Here is a 17,051-nt window from a genome sequence, read left to right as displayed (position 1 = left end):
AAAATAAAATTTAAAAACATATCTTTGCACCCAAATTTAGAGCCCTTAATTATTAAGTTGAATTAGGTATATATGAGAGCCATTACATCCAAGAGTTTCATCTGTTTAGCTATCACCCTGGTACTTTTCCCTTTTTTAGGATTTTCTAATGGAGAAAAAACAATCTCGGAAGCCGAAAAAGAGTTTAATCCTACCGATATGATAATGCATCACATCGGAGATGCACACGGATGGCACTTTATGGGATCAGGAGACAATTCTGTAACACTACCACTTCCCGTTATTTTATATACCGACAGTGGTCTTGTAACTTTTATGTCCAGCGAATTTCATCACGACATAGAAGGCAAACACATTGTAGAAAAAAACGGAATGCGTTTTGTAAATTTCCACGAAGATATCTATCAATTAAACGAAGGCGAAACTGCGGTAAAGTTTAACGAGGCACACTACCCTATCAACGCAAGCAAACCTCTAGATTTCTCGATAACAAAAAACGTAGCTGCGATGTTATTAACCGTAATCGTTATGCTACTGTTTTTCTTTAAACTTGCACGTTTTCACAAAAAAAACGACAGAGCTCCAGCAGGACTTAATAACGTATTAGAATCGCTAGTATTATTTGTAAGAGATGAGATTGCCATCCCACAAATTGGCAAAAAGAAATACGCTAAATTCATGCCTTTCTTACTTACCGTATTCTTTTTCATCTGGATCACAAACTTACTAGGGTTACTACCAGGAGCAGCAAACGTAACCGGAAATATATCGGTAACCGTAGCATTAGGTCTGTTTACCTTTATAATAATACTAATAAACGGAAACAAAGATTACTGGAAACACATCCTATGGATGCCTGGCGTACCTACACCTGTAAGGTTAATATTAGCACCAATCGAGCTAATAGGAATGTTTATTAAACCAATCGCATTAATGATACGTTTATTTGCAAACATTACCGCAGGACACATTATTATATTAAGTTTATTAGGATTGATATTTATATTAGAAAGCGCTGGCGTTGCAGGAATATCTGTACCCTTTGCACTTTTTATTACCATATTAGAATTGCTAGTAGCATTCTTACAAGCGTTTATTTTTACAATGCTGTCTGCCTTATTTATAGGGATGGCGGTTGCGGAACATGAACATCATTAATTTTTTAATTTTTTAATTTAATTACTATGGAATTATTACACGTAGGTTTAGCAGCTTTTGGAGCTGGAATTGCAGTTATCGGTGCAGCTATCGGTGTTGGTAAAATTGGTTCTTCTGCTATGGAAGCAATCGCACGTCAACCTGAAGCAGCTGGTAAAATTCAAACAGCTATGATTATCGCTGCCGCACTTATAGAAGGTGTTGCACTTTTTGGTGTAGTTGCCGCTTTATTAGGTGTATTAAAGTAAAATTCAACAAAAGTTTACCTGTAACGGTTGGTTACAGGTAACTTTTTAAATGATGTCTAAAAAAACTAGTATATAATCGTTTACTATGAACTTAATAACCCCAGAATTCGGATTAATTTTTTGGCAAACAATAGTCCTTCTTGTATTAATCTTCTTAATGGCTAAATTTGCTTGGAAACCCATCCTAAGCGCTGTAAAAAAACGCGAAGACTCTATTAACGGAGCTCTAGACGCAGCAGAAAAAGCACGCTTAGAAATGGAAAACCTTAAAGCAAGCAATGAAAAACTATTAGCTGAAGCAAGAGCAGAACGCGACAACATGCTAAAAGAAGCTCGTAGCATTAAAGATAAAATGATTGCCGAAGCAACAGAAGACGCTCAAGAAAAAGCCAATAAAATTCTAACCAATGCACAACAAAGCATTGAAGCAGAAAAAAAGGCAGCACTTGCAGAAGTGAAAAATGAAGTTGCAACACTATCGCTAGAAATAGCACAAAAAGTAGTAATGAAAGAATTAGCTAGCAAAGAAGACCAAATGAAATTGGTTAACAACATGCTAGAAGATGTAAAACTTAACTAACAACCCTTTTATGGCAAGTACAAGAGCAGCACAACGTTACGCCAAAGCTTTACTAGAGTTAGCACAAGAGAAAAACTGTCTAAAAGAAATTAGTACAGACATCTCTTTAATTAAGCAAACCCTACACAGTAGTAAAGATTTAAAGCTTGCATTAAAAAATCCAGTAATAAAACCTCAACAAAAAAAAGAAGTTTTACAACAGGTTTTTAGTAACACACATCAAATAACAAAAGAGCTATTTAATGTTTTAATAGCAAATGGCCGTATAAACAGTTTAGATTTAGTAGCCAATCAATACCAAAAATTAGCTAACAAACTAAACAACATTACCGACGTTCAAGTAATTACAGCAGAAACACTAAGCACCGAAATGCGCGAGAAAGTGATGCAAAAATTAGCTGAACTCACAAAAAGCGAAATAAAACTATCCGAAAAAATAAACAAAGACATTATTGGAGGTTTTATATTAAAAATCGGTGATATACAATACGACGCCAGCATAGCCGGAAAGCTAAACGCATTAAAACAACAATTTAATAACAGTAATACTGTAGTATCAAATTAAAAAACAAACGGTAAGCACACCATTTTATAATAATTAATTATGGCCGAAGTAAACCCAGCTGAAGTATCAGCAATATTAAAACAACAACTATCAGGTTTTGAAGCCCAAGCTTCATTAGATGAAATAGGAACCGTACTAACAGTTGGTGATGGTATTGCCAACGTTTACGGATTATCAAACGCAGAATATGGCGAACTTGTAGAGTTCGAGAACGGACTAAAAGGAATGGTACTTAACCTCGAAGAAGATAGTGTTGGGGTTGTACTACTTGGTGCTTCAAAAGAAATCAAAGAAGGAGACACTGTAAAACGCACACAACAAATTGCCTCTATCAATGTTGGTGAAGGGATTGTTGGTCGTGTAGTAGATACACTAGGAAACCCTATAGACGGGAAAGGAGCCATTAGTGGTGAAACCATCCCAATGCCTATAGAGCGTAAAGCTCCTGGAGTAATTTACCGTGAGCCTGTAGCAGAACCTATGCAAACTGGTATCAAATCTATCGATGCATTAGTTCCTGTAGGAAGAGGGCAAAGAGAATTAGTTATTGGTGACCGTCAAACAGGTAAAACAACCGTTTGTATCGATACTATTCTTAACCAAAAAGAGTTTTACGACAGAGGAGAACCTGTATACTGTATCTATGTAGCTATTGGTCAGAAAGCATCTACCGTAGCTGGTATCGCTAAAACTTTAGAAGATAAAGGCGCTTTAGCTTACACTACTATTGTTGCAGCAAACGCATCAGACCCAGCACCAATGCAGGTATATGCACCAATGGCAGGAGCTGCAATTGGAGAATATTTTAGAGATACTGGTAGACCAGCATTAATTATTTATGATGATTTATCTAAGCAAGCAGTTGCTTATCGTGAGGTTTCTTTATTATTACGTCGTCCTCCAGGTCGTGAAGCATACCCAGGAGATGTATTCTTCCTTCACTCAAGATTATTAGAGAGAGCTGCAAAAGTTATCAACGATGATTCTATTGCAAAAAACATGAACGATTTACCAGAATCGTTAAAAGATAAAGTAAAAGGAGGAGGTTCATTAACCGCACTTCCTATTATCGAAACACAAGCAGGAGACGTTTCGGCTTATATTCCTACCAACGTAATTTCGATTACCGACGGACAGATTTTCTTAACCTCAGATTTATTTAACTCTGGTGTACGTCCTGCAATTGATGTAGGTATCTCTGTATCTCGTGTAGGAGGTTCTGCTCAGATTAAATCGATGAAGAAAGTAGCAGGTACATTAAAATTAGACCAAGCACAATTCCGTGAACTAGAAGCTTTCGCAAAATTTGGTTCAGACTTAGACTCTGCAACCTTAAGCACTATTGAAAAAGGTAAACGTAACGTTGAAATCTTAAAGCAAGACCAAAACGACCCTTACCCAGTAGAAAATCAAATTGCAATTGTATACGCAGGATCTAAAAACTTATTACGTGATGTTCCTGTAAATAAGATTAAGGAATTCGAAAAAGATTACTTAGCACTCTTAGATGCTAAACACCGTGATGTTTTAGATACATTAAAGGCCGGTAAATTAACCGATGAAACTTTAGAAGTATTAACAAATGTTGCAAAAGAAATTTCAGCAAAATACACTAAATAAGTGTTCTTACAGCATAAAGAGTAAATTATAATTTACTCTTTATGTTTATCATAACTCATATTTATAAAAATGGCAAACTTAAAAGATTTACGTAGCAGAATTACCTCGGTATCTTCCACCATGCAGATTACTAGTGCAATGAAAATGGTTTCTGCCGCAAAGTTAAGCAAAGCACAAGATGCCATTACTGCTATGCGTCCCTACTCTGAAAAACTTAGCGAGCTATTACAAAACCTAAGTGCTACACTAGAGGAAGGAAACGAAAGTAAATATGCAGAACAACGTGAAGTAGAAAACGTACTTATTGTACCTATTTCTTCTAATCGAGGTTTAGCAGGTGCTTTTAATGCGAATATTATCAAGGCTACCAAAAAAGTAATTTCTGAAAAATTTTCAGATAAAAACGTAAGCTTATATACCTTAGGTAAAAAGGCTAATGATATTCTGAAAAAAGATTTCAACGTAGCACAACACAATGTAGAGATTTTCGATAACCTAGACTATCAAAACAGTGCTGTAATTGCCGAAGATATTATGCAGGCTTTTGTTGCTGGAAAATACGACCGTGTGGTATTGGTTTACAATAGCTTTAAAAACGCTGCCACCCAAATTGCAAAAACAGAACAGTTTTTACCAATTGTACCTATAGAAAAAGACGATAACGTAAGTTTAGATTACATTTTTGAACCTTCAAAAAATGAAATCATAGAAGAACTTATCCCTAAATCGCTTAAAATGCAATTCTATAAAGCACTTAGAGATTCTTTTGCTTCTGAACATGGAGCTCGTATGACGGCTATGCACAAAGCAACCGATAATGCAACCGAATTACGCGACTCGTTAAAACTAGAATACAACAAAGCAAGACAAGCCGCTATTACTAACGAAATTCTAGAAATTGTTGGTGGAGCAGAAGCTTTAAACAACTAGTCTAAAAACACTAGAAAATAAATATTTAAAAGCCTTACATCTTGTAAGGCTTTTTTTTGTTATGTACTTTTATATGCTCCTTAAAATAAAATTTTGGCAACACTTAAAAAACTATTTAAACAAACGTTTATCTATGGCTTAGCCACTGTGCTACCAAGGTTATTAAGTTTTATACTCGTACCACTTTATACCTCAGACGGCGTACTGTCTTCTGTAGCTGAATATGGAAAATTAAATATTATATTCTCCTACTTTATTTTCTTTAATGTTATTCTCGCTTATGGGATGGAAACCGCTTTTTTTAGGTTTTTTCATAAAGAAAAAAACAAAAACACTGTTACCAGTACCGCTAGTATTTCATTACTTATAAGTTCCTTACTTTTTTTAATCATAGGTTTTTTACTGCAGCATAAAATAGCACAAGTAACAGGGCTTAACATTGAGTACATCAAATACATTCTTGCTATTTTATTTTTAGATGCTATTGTCATTATCCCTTTTGCATGGTTAAGAGCCATGCAAAAACCCCTAAAATACTCTTTTATAAAAATTACCAATGTTGCAATTAACCTAGGGCTTAATGTTTTCTTTCTGGTTGGCTTAAAAAAAATAGCCGAGAGTTTCACCTTTGCTGAAAATTTATACATTCCAAATTTCGAAATCAACTACATTTTAATTTCACAGGTAATTAGCAGTGTTTCGAGTTTAATTTTGCTAGGGAAATTCTACACTAAACTAAACTTTAGATTTGATAAAGACCTTTGGAAAAAAATGATGAAATATGCATTTCCTGTGCTTATCGCCGGTATTGCCTATTCTATCAATGAAGCCTTTGATAGACTATTACTAGACTACCTGCTTCCTAAAAATATTGCCGAGACAACAATAGGCATGTATGCTGCATGTTATAAAATAGCGGTGTTTATGACCCTTTTTGTAACAGGTTTTAAGCTTGGGGTAGAGCCCTTTTTTTTCAGTCAAGCAGAGCAAAAAAACAAAGAGAAAAATTATGCCACTATTTTAGAAATCTTTGTCATGCTAGGGGCGCTCATGTTTTTAGGCATTGTAGTATTTACAGATATTCTAAAACTATACATTATCCGTAGCGAAGCATATCGCCAAGCCTTATGGATTGTGCCATTTATTACCTTAGCAAATTTATGTTTAGGCATCTACCACAACTTATCGGTATGGTATAAAGTGACCGATAAAACAAAAATAGGCGCATACATCTCTATTTTAGGAGCCATCGTTACACTTGCCTTAAACTTTTGGCTTATCCCAATTATCAGCTACAAAGGAGCCGCAATAGCAACCTTAGCCGCTTACGCCAGCATGATGCTTATTTCTTACCTGTTAGGAAAAAAATATTACCCCATTCCTTACAATATAAAAAAAATAGGGCTATACTTAGGTCTTTCTAGTGCATTTGCCTTTACATACTTTTTTCTTTTCAGAGAAAATTATTATGTTGGTATCCTGTTTATTCTTTTGCTTAGTGGAACAATGATAGCACTAGAAAAAAATCAGCTTATCAGTATTTATAATTCTTTAAAAAACAGAAAACGATAAATAATGACCGTTAAAATATACAACACCTCCAAGCACGAGTTACCAAATTACGAAAGTCTAGCCGCTGCAGGAATGGATTTACGTGCCAATCTCGAAGAAGAAATAACACTCCCTCCTATGGGTAGAAGCATTATAAAAACAGGTTTGCACATTGCACTCCCAATAGGTTATGAAGCACAAGTAAGACCTCGAAGCGGATTGGCTGCAAAAAAAGGCATTACTGTGCTTAATGCACCAGGTACAATAGATGCCGATTATCGAGGAGAAATTGGCGTAATTCTTGTTAACCTATCTAACGATCCTTTTGTAATAAAAGATGGAGAGCGTATTGCACAGCTAGTTATTGCAAAACACGAAAGAATAACTTGGCAAGAAACAACCGAATTAGACGAAACTCAACGCGGACAAGCTGGATTTGGAAGCACTGGAGTTTAAAAAAACAAAAACTAACCTATTAAAAAAACACCAAAAACTTATGAAAATCATCGTTCCAATGGCAGGTAGAGGCTCTCGGCTTCGCCCACATACACTTACGGTACCAAAACCATTAATCCCCATTGCAGGGCAACCTATTGTACACCGCTTAGTTAAAGATATTGCTAAAGTTATTGCAGAACCCATAGACGAAGTTGCTTTTATATTAGGCGACCCCGCTTTTTTCGGAGATGATGTCGTAGAAAATCTTACCGCATTAGCCCATAGTTTAGGAGCAAAAGCATCCATCTATCGCCAAGATAAGCCCCTAGGAACAGGACATGCCATAATGTGCGCAGAAAATTCACTAGAAGGACCCGCGGTAGTTGCCTATGCCGACACCTTGATTAGAGCTAATTTCACCCTAGATGAAAAAGCTGATGCTGTAATCTGGACCAAAAAAGTTGAAAACCCAGAAGCATACGGAGTAGTAAACCTCAACGCTAATAATGAAATTATAGAGCTTGTAGAAAAACCTACAACATTTGTAAGCAACCAAGCCGTTATTGGGATTTATTACTTTAAAGATATAGCGGTACTAAAAAATAAACTTCAAGAAGTTTTAGCAGAAAACCTTATGCACGGAGGAGAATACCAAATAAATGATGGCATAAAAAAAATGATGGCAGAAGGTAAAATTTTTAAAACAGGAACCGTAGATGAATGGATGGATTGTGGTAATAAAAATGTAACCGTAGAAACCAACGGAAAAATGCTGCATTTTATCCAACAGGACGGAGAGGAGCAACTTATATCTAACAACATAAAGCTAGAAAACAGCAAAATTATTGAACCTTGTTATATTGGAGAAAATGTTCATCTTATCAATACAACAATTGGCCCTAATGTATCGGTGGGTAACAATACCACTATAGAAAATGCTACGATAAAAAACAGCCTTATCCAAACACATAGCAAAATAAAAAATGTACAGTTAAACAATGCTATGATAGGAAATTACGTTAATTATAACGGAGCGTTTAAAACCATAAGTATAGGCGACTATTCCACCTTAGAATAATTAATGAATATAATTAAGAAACATATCTTTCTAAGTAGTTTATACCTGATCTTTACATCAGGTATAACTACTTTATATGCCCAAACTCCACAAGATACTCTTGCCATTGCAAAAAAAGAAGTTAACCAGGATGACTTAGGGAATGTTTCTGATAAATTTCAAGAATACTTTTTTAAAGCACTCGCCAAAAGAGCTATCGAAGATTACACCCAAGCCATTACAATCTTAAAGGAATGTAAAACACTACGTCCAAACGAAATGAGTGTAGATTTTGAATTAGGCAAAAATTATTTTTCGTTAAACAATCTACCCGAAGCAGAAAAATATTTAACCACTGCCTTAGCAAAACAACCTAACAATATCGATATAGAAATTACACTTTACGACGTATTTGCTGCGCAAAAAAATTACCAAAAAGCCATTCCGTTAGCCATAAGCTTAAGCCAAAAAAAACTTAATTATTACGAGGACCTTGCCAACCTATATAGCCGAACAGAAAAACACGAAAAAGCCTTAGAAGCACTAGATAGAATAGTTGATGAACAAGGAGACACTTACTACCGAAAAAAGCTTAGAAATAAACTCTATAACGAAATAACTCCCCAAAAACTAGAACACTATTTTCTTCATAAACTCGAGAAAAAAGCCTCTGCAAACAATTACTTCAATATTACAGCCCTATACCTTGAGCAAAGCAATCCCAAAGCTATAACCTATCTGCAAAACATGAAAAAAGAATTTCCAGATAGCCCTAAAACCCAAAGCTTAACTTATGCCTACCAGCTCAAAAACAACGAAATTCCAGCTGCTGTAAAAACAATAACAGCAGTAGTTGAAAACCCTAAAACCGAAAATGAATTAAAGGTTAAAGCGATTACCTATTTGGTTAGTATTGTAAAAAACCACCCTGAGTATAAGCCCAATTTACTCAGCATTTTGGAACAACAAAAATCACTTCCGTTAGAAAAAACAACAACAGATTTCCTTGCTGAAAACAATAATGCAAAAGCTATTGAACAATACGAAGCGATTTTAAAAACAAAAAACTCTGACTTTCAAACACTAAAAGCATTAATCCCTTTATATTTGAAAGAAAAAAAATATCATGAGGCCTTAAAATTAAGTACAGAAGCCTTAAGTTTCTACCCAACACAAGGCATATTCTACACCTATCAATCTGCCGCATATATCAACTTAAAGGAATATACCAATGGCATAGAAAGTGCTGAATTAGGACTTAATTTTATCACAGCAAACTCAGCATTAAAGTTAAGTTTGTACCAAAATATACTCGAAGCCTATAAGGCACTTGAGCAACCAGAAAAAATACTAGAAATAGAAGAAAAAATTAAACATATTACCAAGTAATGAAAATGTTTTTAAACAAAATAAAGCACACTAGCCTACTTATAGCGGTTAGTTTTTTATGGTTAGCTTGTAAAACTACCAAAACGCCTACCAGCAATTCTCCTACACTTACTTCTGTAAAAAAAATAGAGAAATTTCATGAAAAAGAACAAGTAAATTTCAAAACCATAAAAGCTCGGTTAAAAGGGAGTTACAAAACAGAAAAAGACGAGCAATCTATAAGTATTAGTATGCGTATAAAAAAAGGTGAAGGCATTTGGCTTAGCGCAAAACTAGCAGGAGTTATTCCTTTAGCCAAAATATACATTACCCCAAACCGTGTGCAAGCCTATGAGAAAATAAATGGCACCTATTGGGACAGCGATTTTTCTTTTATTCAAAATTACTTAAATGCAGACCTAAATTATAAAAATTTAGAGAGCTTTCTTACGGGAGAACTTATTTACCCAATAAACAAATCCTTTAATTTAGAAAATAACGACCGTTACTACGCTTTAAATAAAAAAGAATACCAAAACCTTATTTTTGATATCCTGTTAGACCCTACAAATTTTAAGGTAAAACAACAACGTATAGCGCAACCTTTTAATAACAGGTCGCTAAAAATAGATTACCCATCTTATTCAAAAGTAGCAGGACAATGGTTTCCTAATCGCATAGAAATACAATCTAAAAACAAAAAAGAAAATACAAATGTTAGCATAGATTATCGCTCGGTTGTATTTAACGAGGAAGTTAGTTTTCCTTATACCGTTCCAAAAGGCTATAAAAAAATGATTTTATAATGAGAATACGCTCCTTTTTTGCTTTCATCACCGTTTTTCTACTATTAGCAAGTACTCAAAGCTACGGGCAGGATAAAGAGCGTAAAGCTCTTGAACAGCGTCGCCGAGAACTTCAGCACCAAATAAAAGAAATTAACAGCTTATTAATTTCTAACAAAAATAAACAGGAGTCTATTTTAACACAAGTAGAAAACCTAGATAAACGTATTCGCGTTAGCGAAAATTTAATAAAAGTTACCAACCAAGAAGCCAACCTGCTTACGCGTAGAATAAACACCAACCTAAACAATATTGAGCAACTGCGCAAAGAACTTAATAAGTTAAAAGAAGATTATGCCGAAATGATTGAAAAATCATACAAAAGTAAATCTCAACAAAACCGTATTATGTTTTTACTTTCTTCCGAAAGTTTTTTACAGGCATACAAGCGCTTACAGTATATGAAACAATATACCAATTACCGTAAGCAACAAGGCGAAAAAATAAAAGAGCAAACCGTAAAACTACAAAGCCTCAATAAAGAATTGGTAGAACAACGCGCGGCAAAAGAGGTTTTGCTTGCAGAAAACCGAAAAACACAAGCTAAATTACGTAAAGACAAAGTACAGCAACAGGAACTTATTGCTAGTATCCGTAAAAAAGAAGATGTTTTTAAGCAGCAAATACAAGATAAACAGTCTGAAATTTCGAAAATAGACAAAGAAATAGAACGCCTTATCAAAGAAGCTATTGCGGCCGAAAACAAGAAAAAAGGCTCTAGTAATAAAACAAAGTTTGAGCTAACCCCACAAGCCAAAGCCCTTGCTGCAAATTTTGCCACAAATAAAGGAAAGCTGCCTTGGCCTGTAAAGTCGGGAGTTATTGTAATGCGTTTTGGAACCCATCCTCACCCTATTGTAAAAACAGCAAATATAAAAAGTAACGGAGTAAGAATAGAAACAAACGAAAATGAACCCGTAAAAGCTGTTTTTAAAGGAAGTGTATTTAAAATACAATCTATTAGAGGAGCTAATCGTGCTGTATTTGTTAAACACGGAAATTACATAACCATTTATAATAACTTAAGTGAAGTTTTTGTAAATATAGGAGATGAAATAAACACAGGAACTGTACTTGGACATGTTGCCAGAAGTACTGCCACCAACAAGCCCACCCTTAGCTTTTTAATGTATAAAAATACACAATCGTTAAATCCGGCACATTGGATATATAAAATGTAAAAACCTTAACCAATTATATATAAACTGATTAAGGCTTCCAAAAGTGGAGAATACCGGATTCGAACCGGTGGCCTTTTGGCTGCCAGCCAAACGCTCTAGCCAACTGAGCTAATCCCCCATAAAATGAAAGCCTAAAAGTAAGGATAATATTATTGTTATTAAAATAATTTATTGAGTTAAACTTCCTTTTCTATAAAAGGAAGTTCTGGATTAACTATTTCTTGTAATAATGTTACTAGCGCCTGCTCAAATTTTGCTAGTATTGCTGGAGTTATCAACGCCTCAGCTTCTTTACCTTCTTTATTTTCAAAGGCCATATAACCGCTTTTTAAATTTTTAAACGAAATAACTCCTGCGGTTACTCCTGCTTCTACTTGAGTTGTTTTAAGGTACATATAAGCATAACAAAGCACTTGGAAAGCTTTGCTGTATTTATAATCGGTAATTAATAAACCCCAGTCCTTTACCACCAAATCAGACGGCAAAACTTTCCCTGTTTTATAATCTATAATACGTAAAGTAGTATTGTATACGTCTATCCTATCTGCTGTTCCTTTCAGCTTTATAGGGTTTGCTAAAAAACTAGCGGTTATGTTGGCTTCTAACGGTGCTTCGAGCGCTATTAATTTTACCGTATCGGTTTCGGTTTGGTTTAAAACTTGTAATTCCTGTATAACCAAATTAGATAAGTACCGTTTGGAAATGCTTTTACTAATAAGGTTTATCCCTTCTTGTACAGGTGCTTTTTTATAAACTAATTGATATTGCTTATCTACCTCATTAGCAATGTTTTCTTTTATCCACAACAAATCTCTTTCAGTTAACTTCTTGTTTAAAAAAGGCGTATATAATTGCTCTAAACTTTCGTGAACTATTGTTCCAAAAGTATTTGCAGCTAAATGTTCTTCAACCGTATTTTCCTCTCTAATTCCTAAAATATATTTCTGATAAAAATCTATTGGGTTTCTAATGTAGGTTGTTAACGCTGAAGGCGAAAATCCGTAAGCACCTAAAGCCTCTATACGTTTGATAACTTCTGGTGTTTTAGGAAATTGCTTTAAGTCTGTTTTTATGGGAGGAACATAAACTGGATTGGTTATAATTTCTATGTTTCTTTCTAATTCTAATTGTGTTATAAACCTGCTCTTTTCGCTAGATTGCATTCCCGAAGCATCGTTATTAAATAACAAGCTAACCGATTTTGCTCGTTGCAATAATCTGTAAAAATGATACGTATAAATAGCATCCTTTTCTCGGTATGTAGGCAAGCCGTAAGCTTTTTTTAAATCGTAAGGGATAAAAGAATTTTGACTTTTTCCTGACGGAAGAATTCCTTCGTTAACACTTGTAAGAATTACATTTTCATAATCTAAAACCCGAGTTTCTAACATTCCCATAAGCTGTAAATTCTTAAAAGGCGAACCTTTAAAATCTACCGATAAACTTTGAAGTTGTTCCTTGTACATTAGCCTAACTAAAGGAATTGTATCTAAGTAAGGGTATTGCTCTGTAAGTACCAAAAGCTGATTAAACAATTGGTAAAACTGAAAAACATACTCCTTTAAAACAGGAGCATCGCTTAAACTAGCTTTTAGCGCTAATAAAGCTTCTGTTAGGTGTTGGATAAACTGTTTTGGTGAGCTTATATTTTTACCTAAACAAAAATTTAAAAAAGGATGTTCATCTGGCTCAAAGAACTCTAATACCGTAGAAAGTTCTATAAAAACAAGGTTTTCTTCCTGTATTTCTTTAATGAGCTTATCTCCAGCACTGCTTAATTTACGCTGAATTATAGGGTGATGTAAAAAAGCTAATATATTTTTATAATAATAGGTATCTTTTTTCTCTTGTTGAATATCAAACAAAATCTCTATCAAAGCTGCTATTGGGGTTTCTACCAAGGGCAATCCCATAGTTATGTTTACCTCGGTTATATTTTCTGGCAAGGCATTTAACATTGAGGTAAGCAAGCTTTCATCGTTCATTACAACAGCTGTATTTGCTAGTTGTTCTGCATCAAATTTCGTTAAAATTTCCCCTACTTGTTTGGCTTGTCCTACGTTTTTAGAAACTTCATAAATTTTAATATTCTTTGTGTTTTTATAAGAAGAATCTATAAACTTAAATCGGTCAGGATACTGCTGATAATATGCCCAAGTATTTTTATATTTCCTAATAAATAAACCTGCATCATGATAAGGGTCCTCTAGGAAGGCTTTATCGATATCCCAAAGCACATCGCCTTGTTCGCTTGCTAAAAGGGTTTGAAACAATTGTTGTTCGGCATCGTTTAAAGCATTAAAGCCTATTACATAAAATCTTTTTTCTTTATTTTCTTTAAAAAAATGAGCGCATTTTGCTGCCGCTTGCCTATACATTAAGCCTTGATAGGCAAGTTTTTCTTTAAGTAAGTTTGTTGTAAAAACATTATATATGGCAGGCAATTGTTTCCAAAACTCAAGATATTTCTTAACCAAAGTTGTTTTATTGCTTGTTAATGCCCAATGATTAATGTCTTGAATATTGCTTAAGTAGGTAAAAAACTCTTCAGGATTAATTAAATAACGGTCTATCTCATTAAAATCGTGTAATAAAGTTTGCCCCCAAGTAATAAAAACATCAAAAGCCTCTGCTTCCTTTTTCACAACACTACAATAAGCTTCATAAAGCTTAAATAAAGCTTGTGTGCTGCTTAGCTCTTGCATAGCGGTTATTTCGTGTAAAAACTCTTCTATACTCCAAACCTCAGGAGCATACAATGTATCTGGAATTTCTTCAGCCAGTTCTTTCTTTAAAAAATTCCCCGCACGTTTACTAGGTAAAATAAATACACAAGAAGAAATTTCTGTTTCCTTGGCAAGTACATAAGCAATACATTGATTGATAAACCCTGACATAATTAGTTGTTTTTTAAGCATTCTGTTAAGCCTACACCAATAAGTATTTTAATAAAACACCTACTAGAACAAGGGAAGTACAAAATAATAAAAAAAGCCTTTTAGGAAATCCTAAAAGGCTTTTTTTATGGTAAAATTATAATTCTTAAGCTTCAAAAGGTTCTATAGAAACATAAGATTTATTATTCTTTTTCTTTGTAAATTTTACAATACCATCTACTTTGGCATGTAATGTATGGTCTTTACCTGCATACACATTCTCTCCTGGATTATGTGCAGTTCCACGCTGTCTTACAATAATGTTTCCAGCAATAGCAGGTTGTCCTCCAAAAATCTTAACTCCTAAGCGTTTCGATTCTGATTCTCTTCCGTTTTTAGAGCTACCAACTCCTTTCTTGTGTGCCATTTTTTAAAAGTGTTTTGTTTAAAAAGACTTTCGAGTAGAATTATTTTTCTACGCCTCCGTCTAATTTATCTTGTAATTCTTTTAATTCGTCCCATTTACCATCGGCTGCAAGCTGTGCTTGTTGTGGCCAAGTAGCAGTTGCTAAATGTGCCAATCTTGAACTAGCTTCAGATAAAATGTTGCTTAATTCTTCTGCAGATGTTTTTGCTACTTTAGCAAAAGTATCTACGCCTGCATTTGCTAATGCTTCTGCAGCTTTAGGTCCTACGCCTTCTATCTTTTTAAGATCATCTCCAGCAGTTGTTGCCTTTTTTGCTGGTTTTGCAGCTGGCTTACCTCCTTTTAATGAAATATCTTCGATAGAAATTTCAGTTAAATACTGACGGTGACCGTTTTTCTTACGGAAACCTTTACGTCTTTTCTTTTTGAATACAATTACTTTATCACCTTTTAAGTGACGAGTAATTTTTGCTCCAACATGAGCTCCTTCTATAACTGGGGCGCCAAGGGTAATGTCGTCTCCGTTTCCTGCAAGCAATACTTTATCAAAAGTAATAGAATCACCTTCTTTACCTGCTAAACGGTTAACGAACACCTTTTGGTCTTTTGCAACTTTAAACTGCTGCCCTGCTATCTCTACAATTGCGTACATAGTGTTACGTTATTAATTTTAATTAAAAAATGAGGGCAAATATAACATTTATTATTTAACTATACAATTCTTTTTTAGAGAACTACCACCTAATGTTTTCCCTCAGCAAACACCTATCCTGCAAGTAAGCAATTTAACAGATTAGTTAAAAATGTACAAGGCTTTTATGTAACTATTTTATATTTTTGAAGTCATATCATAAAAACACCTTTAACCCAAATAAACCATGATTAAAACAATTAGCGCTATTGCTACATGCTTAGCCCTGAGTTTTTCCTCAGTAGCTCAAGAAGTAGATTTTACCGAATACGATCTAAACAACGGTCTACACGTTATCTTACACCAAGACAACAGTGCTCCTGTAGTTACCGTAGGCGTAATGTACCACGTAGGTGCAAAAGATGAAGAAAAAGGACGAACTGGTTTTGCTCACTTTTTTGAACATTTACTGTTTGAAGGCACCCAAAACATAGAGCGTGGCGAGTGGTTTAATATTGTTGCTGCTCATGGCGGAAGCAATAACGCCAATACCACACAAGACCGTACATATTACTACGAAACTTTCCCATCTAACAACTTAGAATTAGGACTTTGGATGGAGTCTGAACGTATGCTACACCCTGTTATTAATCAAATAGGTGTAGATACACAAAACGAGGTGGTTAAAGAAGAAAAACGCACCCGAATAGACAACGCTCCTTACGGTAAGATAATTTATAACACAGGAATTACGCCATACCTTTTCCAGAAGCACCCTTACAAAAACTCAGTAATAGGGACTATGGAAGATTTAGACGCTGCACAGCTTGATGAGTTTAAAGCCTTTTTTAAAAAATATTACGGCCCTAACAACGCGACCTTGGTAGTAACAGGAGATTTCAACACCCCCGAAACAAAAAAGCTAATAGAAAACTACTTCGGACAAATAAAAGCACGCCCAGCAGTAACCCGAGTAAACATTAAGGAAGCCCCGATTACCAAAACCATCAAGGCAACCGAGTACGATAACAACATCCAAATCCCAGCAAAACTTTATGTTTATAGAACCCCCTCTATGAAAGATAGAGATGCTTATGTATTAGAAATGATTTCATCGGTGCTTACTGGCGGAAAAAGCTCGCGTTTATACAAAAAAATGGTAGACCAAGAGAAAACCGCTTTACAAGTACTTGCATTCCCAAGATCACAAGAAGACTACGGGACTTATGTAGTTGGTGCTTTAGCTTTAGGAGAAACAAGCCTTGCTACACTAGGAAAATCTATCGATGAAGAAATATCAAAACTTCGCACAACACTTATCTCAGAAAAAGAATATCAAAAATTACAAAACGAGTTCGAAAATCAGTTTGTAAACGCCAATAGTAGCATGGAAGGCATTGCCGCATCTCTAGCAACCTACCATACTTTATACGGAAACACAAACCTAATTAACAAAGAAATCGAAATCTATAGAAGTATTACACGTGAGGAAATAAAAGACGTTGCAAACAAATACTTAAAAGAAAACCAACGATTAGATTTAGATTACTTACCAACTCCAGAAAAAAAATAAGCC

Annotated in this window: 16 protein-coding genes and 1 tRNA gene; 13 read left to right on the top strand and 4 right to left on the bottom strand. The window is 34.7% G+C overall.

What is annotated here, in order from left to right; genetic code table 11:
- Window positions 1–72: 72 nt before the first annotated feature.
- The 12 genes from atpB (at window position 73) to GGR32_RS07955 (ending at window position 11,541) form a co-directional block, all read left to right on the top strand.
- Window positions 73–1,158 carry a F0F1 ATP synthase subunit A gene (gene atpB / locus GGR32_RS08010; RefSeq protein ID WP_183477683.1) on the top strand — a complete coding sequence of 362 codons (1,086 nt, stop codon included), beginning with the start codon at window positions 73–75 and terminating at the stop codon, window positions 1,156–1,158.
- Window positions 1,159–1,184: 26 nt separating this feature from the next.
- Window positions 1,185–1,406 (top strand): ATP synthase F0 subunit C, encoded by a 222-nt coding sequence (gene atpE / locus GGR32_RS08005; protein WP_183477682.1) that lies wholly within the window; start codon window positions 1,185–1,187, stop codon window positions 1,404–1,406.
- A gap of 85 nt (window positions 1,407–1,491) precedes the next feature.
- Entirely contained in the window at window positions 1,492–1,986 is a 495-nt protein-coding gene (locus tag GGR32_RS08000; protein ID WP_183477681.1) for a F0F1 ATP synthase subunit B, read from the top strand.
- A 10-nt stretch (window positions 1,987–1,996) separates the two neighbouring features.
- Window positions 1,997–2,551, top strand: a complete 555-nt coding sequence (gene atpH, locus GGR32_RS07995) for an ATP synthase F1 subunit delta (RefSeq protein ID WP_183477680.1) — start codon at window positions 1,997–1,999, stop codon at window positions 2,549–2,551.
- A 39-nt stretch (window positions 2,552–2,590) separates the two neighbouring features.
- On the top strand, window positions 2,591–4,171 hold the full coding sequence (gene atpA, locus GGR32_RS07990; protein ID WP_183477679.1) for a F0F1 ATP synthase subunit alpha: 1,581 nt from the start codon (window positions 2,591–2,593) through the stop codon (window positions 4,169–4,171).
- A gap of 69 nt (window positions 4,172–4,240) precedes the next feature.
- A complete protein-coding gene (gene atpG / locus GGR32_RS07985; protein ID WP_183477678.1) occupies window positions 4,241–5,101 on the top strand; it encodes an ATP synthase F1 subunit gamma in 861 nt (286 codons plus the stop codon).
- 93 nt (window positions 5,102–5,194) lie between these two features.
- Window positions 5,195–6,673 (top strand): lipopolysaccharide biosynthesis protein, encoded by a 1,479-nt coding sequence (locus GGR32_RS07980; RefSeq protein ID WP_183477677.1) that lies wholly within the window; start codon window positions 5,195–5,197, stop codon window positions 6,671–6,673.
- A 3-nt stretch (window positions 6,674–6,676) separates the two neighbouring features.
- The gene (gene dut, locus GGR32_RS07975; RefSeq protein WP_183477676.1) at window positions 6,677–7,108 is read left to right on the top strand and encodes a dUTP diphosphatase; all 432 of its coding nucleotides are present in this window, start codon (window positions 6,677–6,679) and stop codon (window positions 7,106–7,108) included.
- 40 nt (window positions 7,109–7,148) lie between these two features.
- A complete protein-coding gene (locus GGR32_RS07970; protein ID WP_183477675.1) occupies window positions 7,149–8,168 on the top strand; it encodes a sugar phosphate nucleotidyltransferase in 1,020 nt (339 codons plus the stop codon).
- Between the two features lie 3 nt (window positions 8,169–8,171).
- Window positions 8,172–9,536, top strand: a complete 1,365-nt coding sequence (locus GGR32_RS07965) for a tetratricopeptide repeat protein (protein ID WP_183477674.1) — start codon at window positions 8,172–8,174, stop codon at window positions 9,534–9,536.
- Window positions 9,536–10,321 (top strand): lipoprotein insertase outer membrane protein LolB1, encoded by a 786-nt coding sequence (gene lolB1, locus GGR32_RS07960; RefSeq protein ID WP_183477673.1) that lies wholly within the window; start codon window positions 9,536–9,538, stop codon window positions 10,319–10,321. The genes GGR32_RS07965 and lolB1 overlap by 1 nt, the downstream gene beginning before the upstream one ends.
- A complete protein-coding gene (locus GGR32_RS07955) occupies window positions 10,321–11,541 on the top strand; it encodes a murein hydrolase activator EnvC family protein (protein WP_183477672.1) in 1,221 nt (406 codons plus the stop codon). Before lolB1 ends, GGR32_RS07955 begins: the two co-directional genes overlap by 1 nt.
- A 44-nt stretch (window positions 11,542–11,585) precedes the next feature.
- Here GGR32_RS07955 and GGR32_RS07950 read toward each other — a convergent pair.
- The 4 genes from GGR32_RS07950 to rplU all read right to left on the bottom strand — a co-directional run bounded on the left by GGR32_RS07950 (window position 11,586) and on the right by rplU (window position 15,496).
- Window positions 11,586–11,659, bottom strand: a tRNA-Ala gene (locus tag GGR32_RS07950).
- Between the two features lie 58 nt (window positions 11,660–11,717).
- Window positions 11,718–14,438, bottom strand: a complete 2,721-nt coding sequence (locus GGR32_RS07945; RefSeq protein WP_183477671.1) for a PD-(D/E)XK nuclease family protein — start codon at window positions 14,436–14,438, stop codon at window positions 11,718–11,720.
- A gap of 145 nt (window positions 14,439–14,583) precedes the next feature.
- Window positions 14,584–14,844, bottom strand: a complete 261-nt coding sequence (rpmA, locus tag GGR32_RS07940) for a 50S ribosomal protein L27 (protein ID WP_183477670.1) — start codon at window positions 14,842–14,844, stop codon at window positions 14,584–14,586.
- A 40-nt stretch (window positions 14,845–14,884) separates the two neighbouring features.
- A complete protein-coding gene (rplU, locus tag GGR32_RS07935; protein ID WP_183477669.1) occupies window positions 14,885–15,496 on the bottom strand; it encodes a 50S ribosomal protein L21 in 612 nt (203 codons plus the stop codon).
- Between the two features lie 226 nt (window positions 15,497–15,722).
- On the opposite strand from rplU, the gene GGR32_RS07930 reads away from it, so the two are divergent.
- On the top strand, window positions 15,723–17,048 hold the full coding sequence (locus GGR32_RS07930; RefSeq protein ID WP_183477668.1) for a M16 family metallopeptidase: 1,326 nt from the start codon (window positions 15,723–15,725) through the stop codon (window positions 17,046–17,048).
- Window positions 17,049–17,051 lie beyond the last annotated feature (3 nt).

The sequence above is a fragment of the Mesonia hippocampi genome, assembly GCF_014197445.1.
In the GTDB taxonomy this organism is placed as follows: Bacteria; Bacteroidota; Bacteroidia; order Flavobacteriales; family Flavobacteriaceae; genus Mesonia; species Mesonia hippocampi.
The sequence above is the reverse complement of the archived record's forward strand: the minus strand, read 5'-3'. Positions and strand labels throughout refer to the sequence as shown.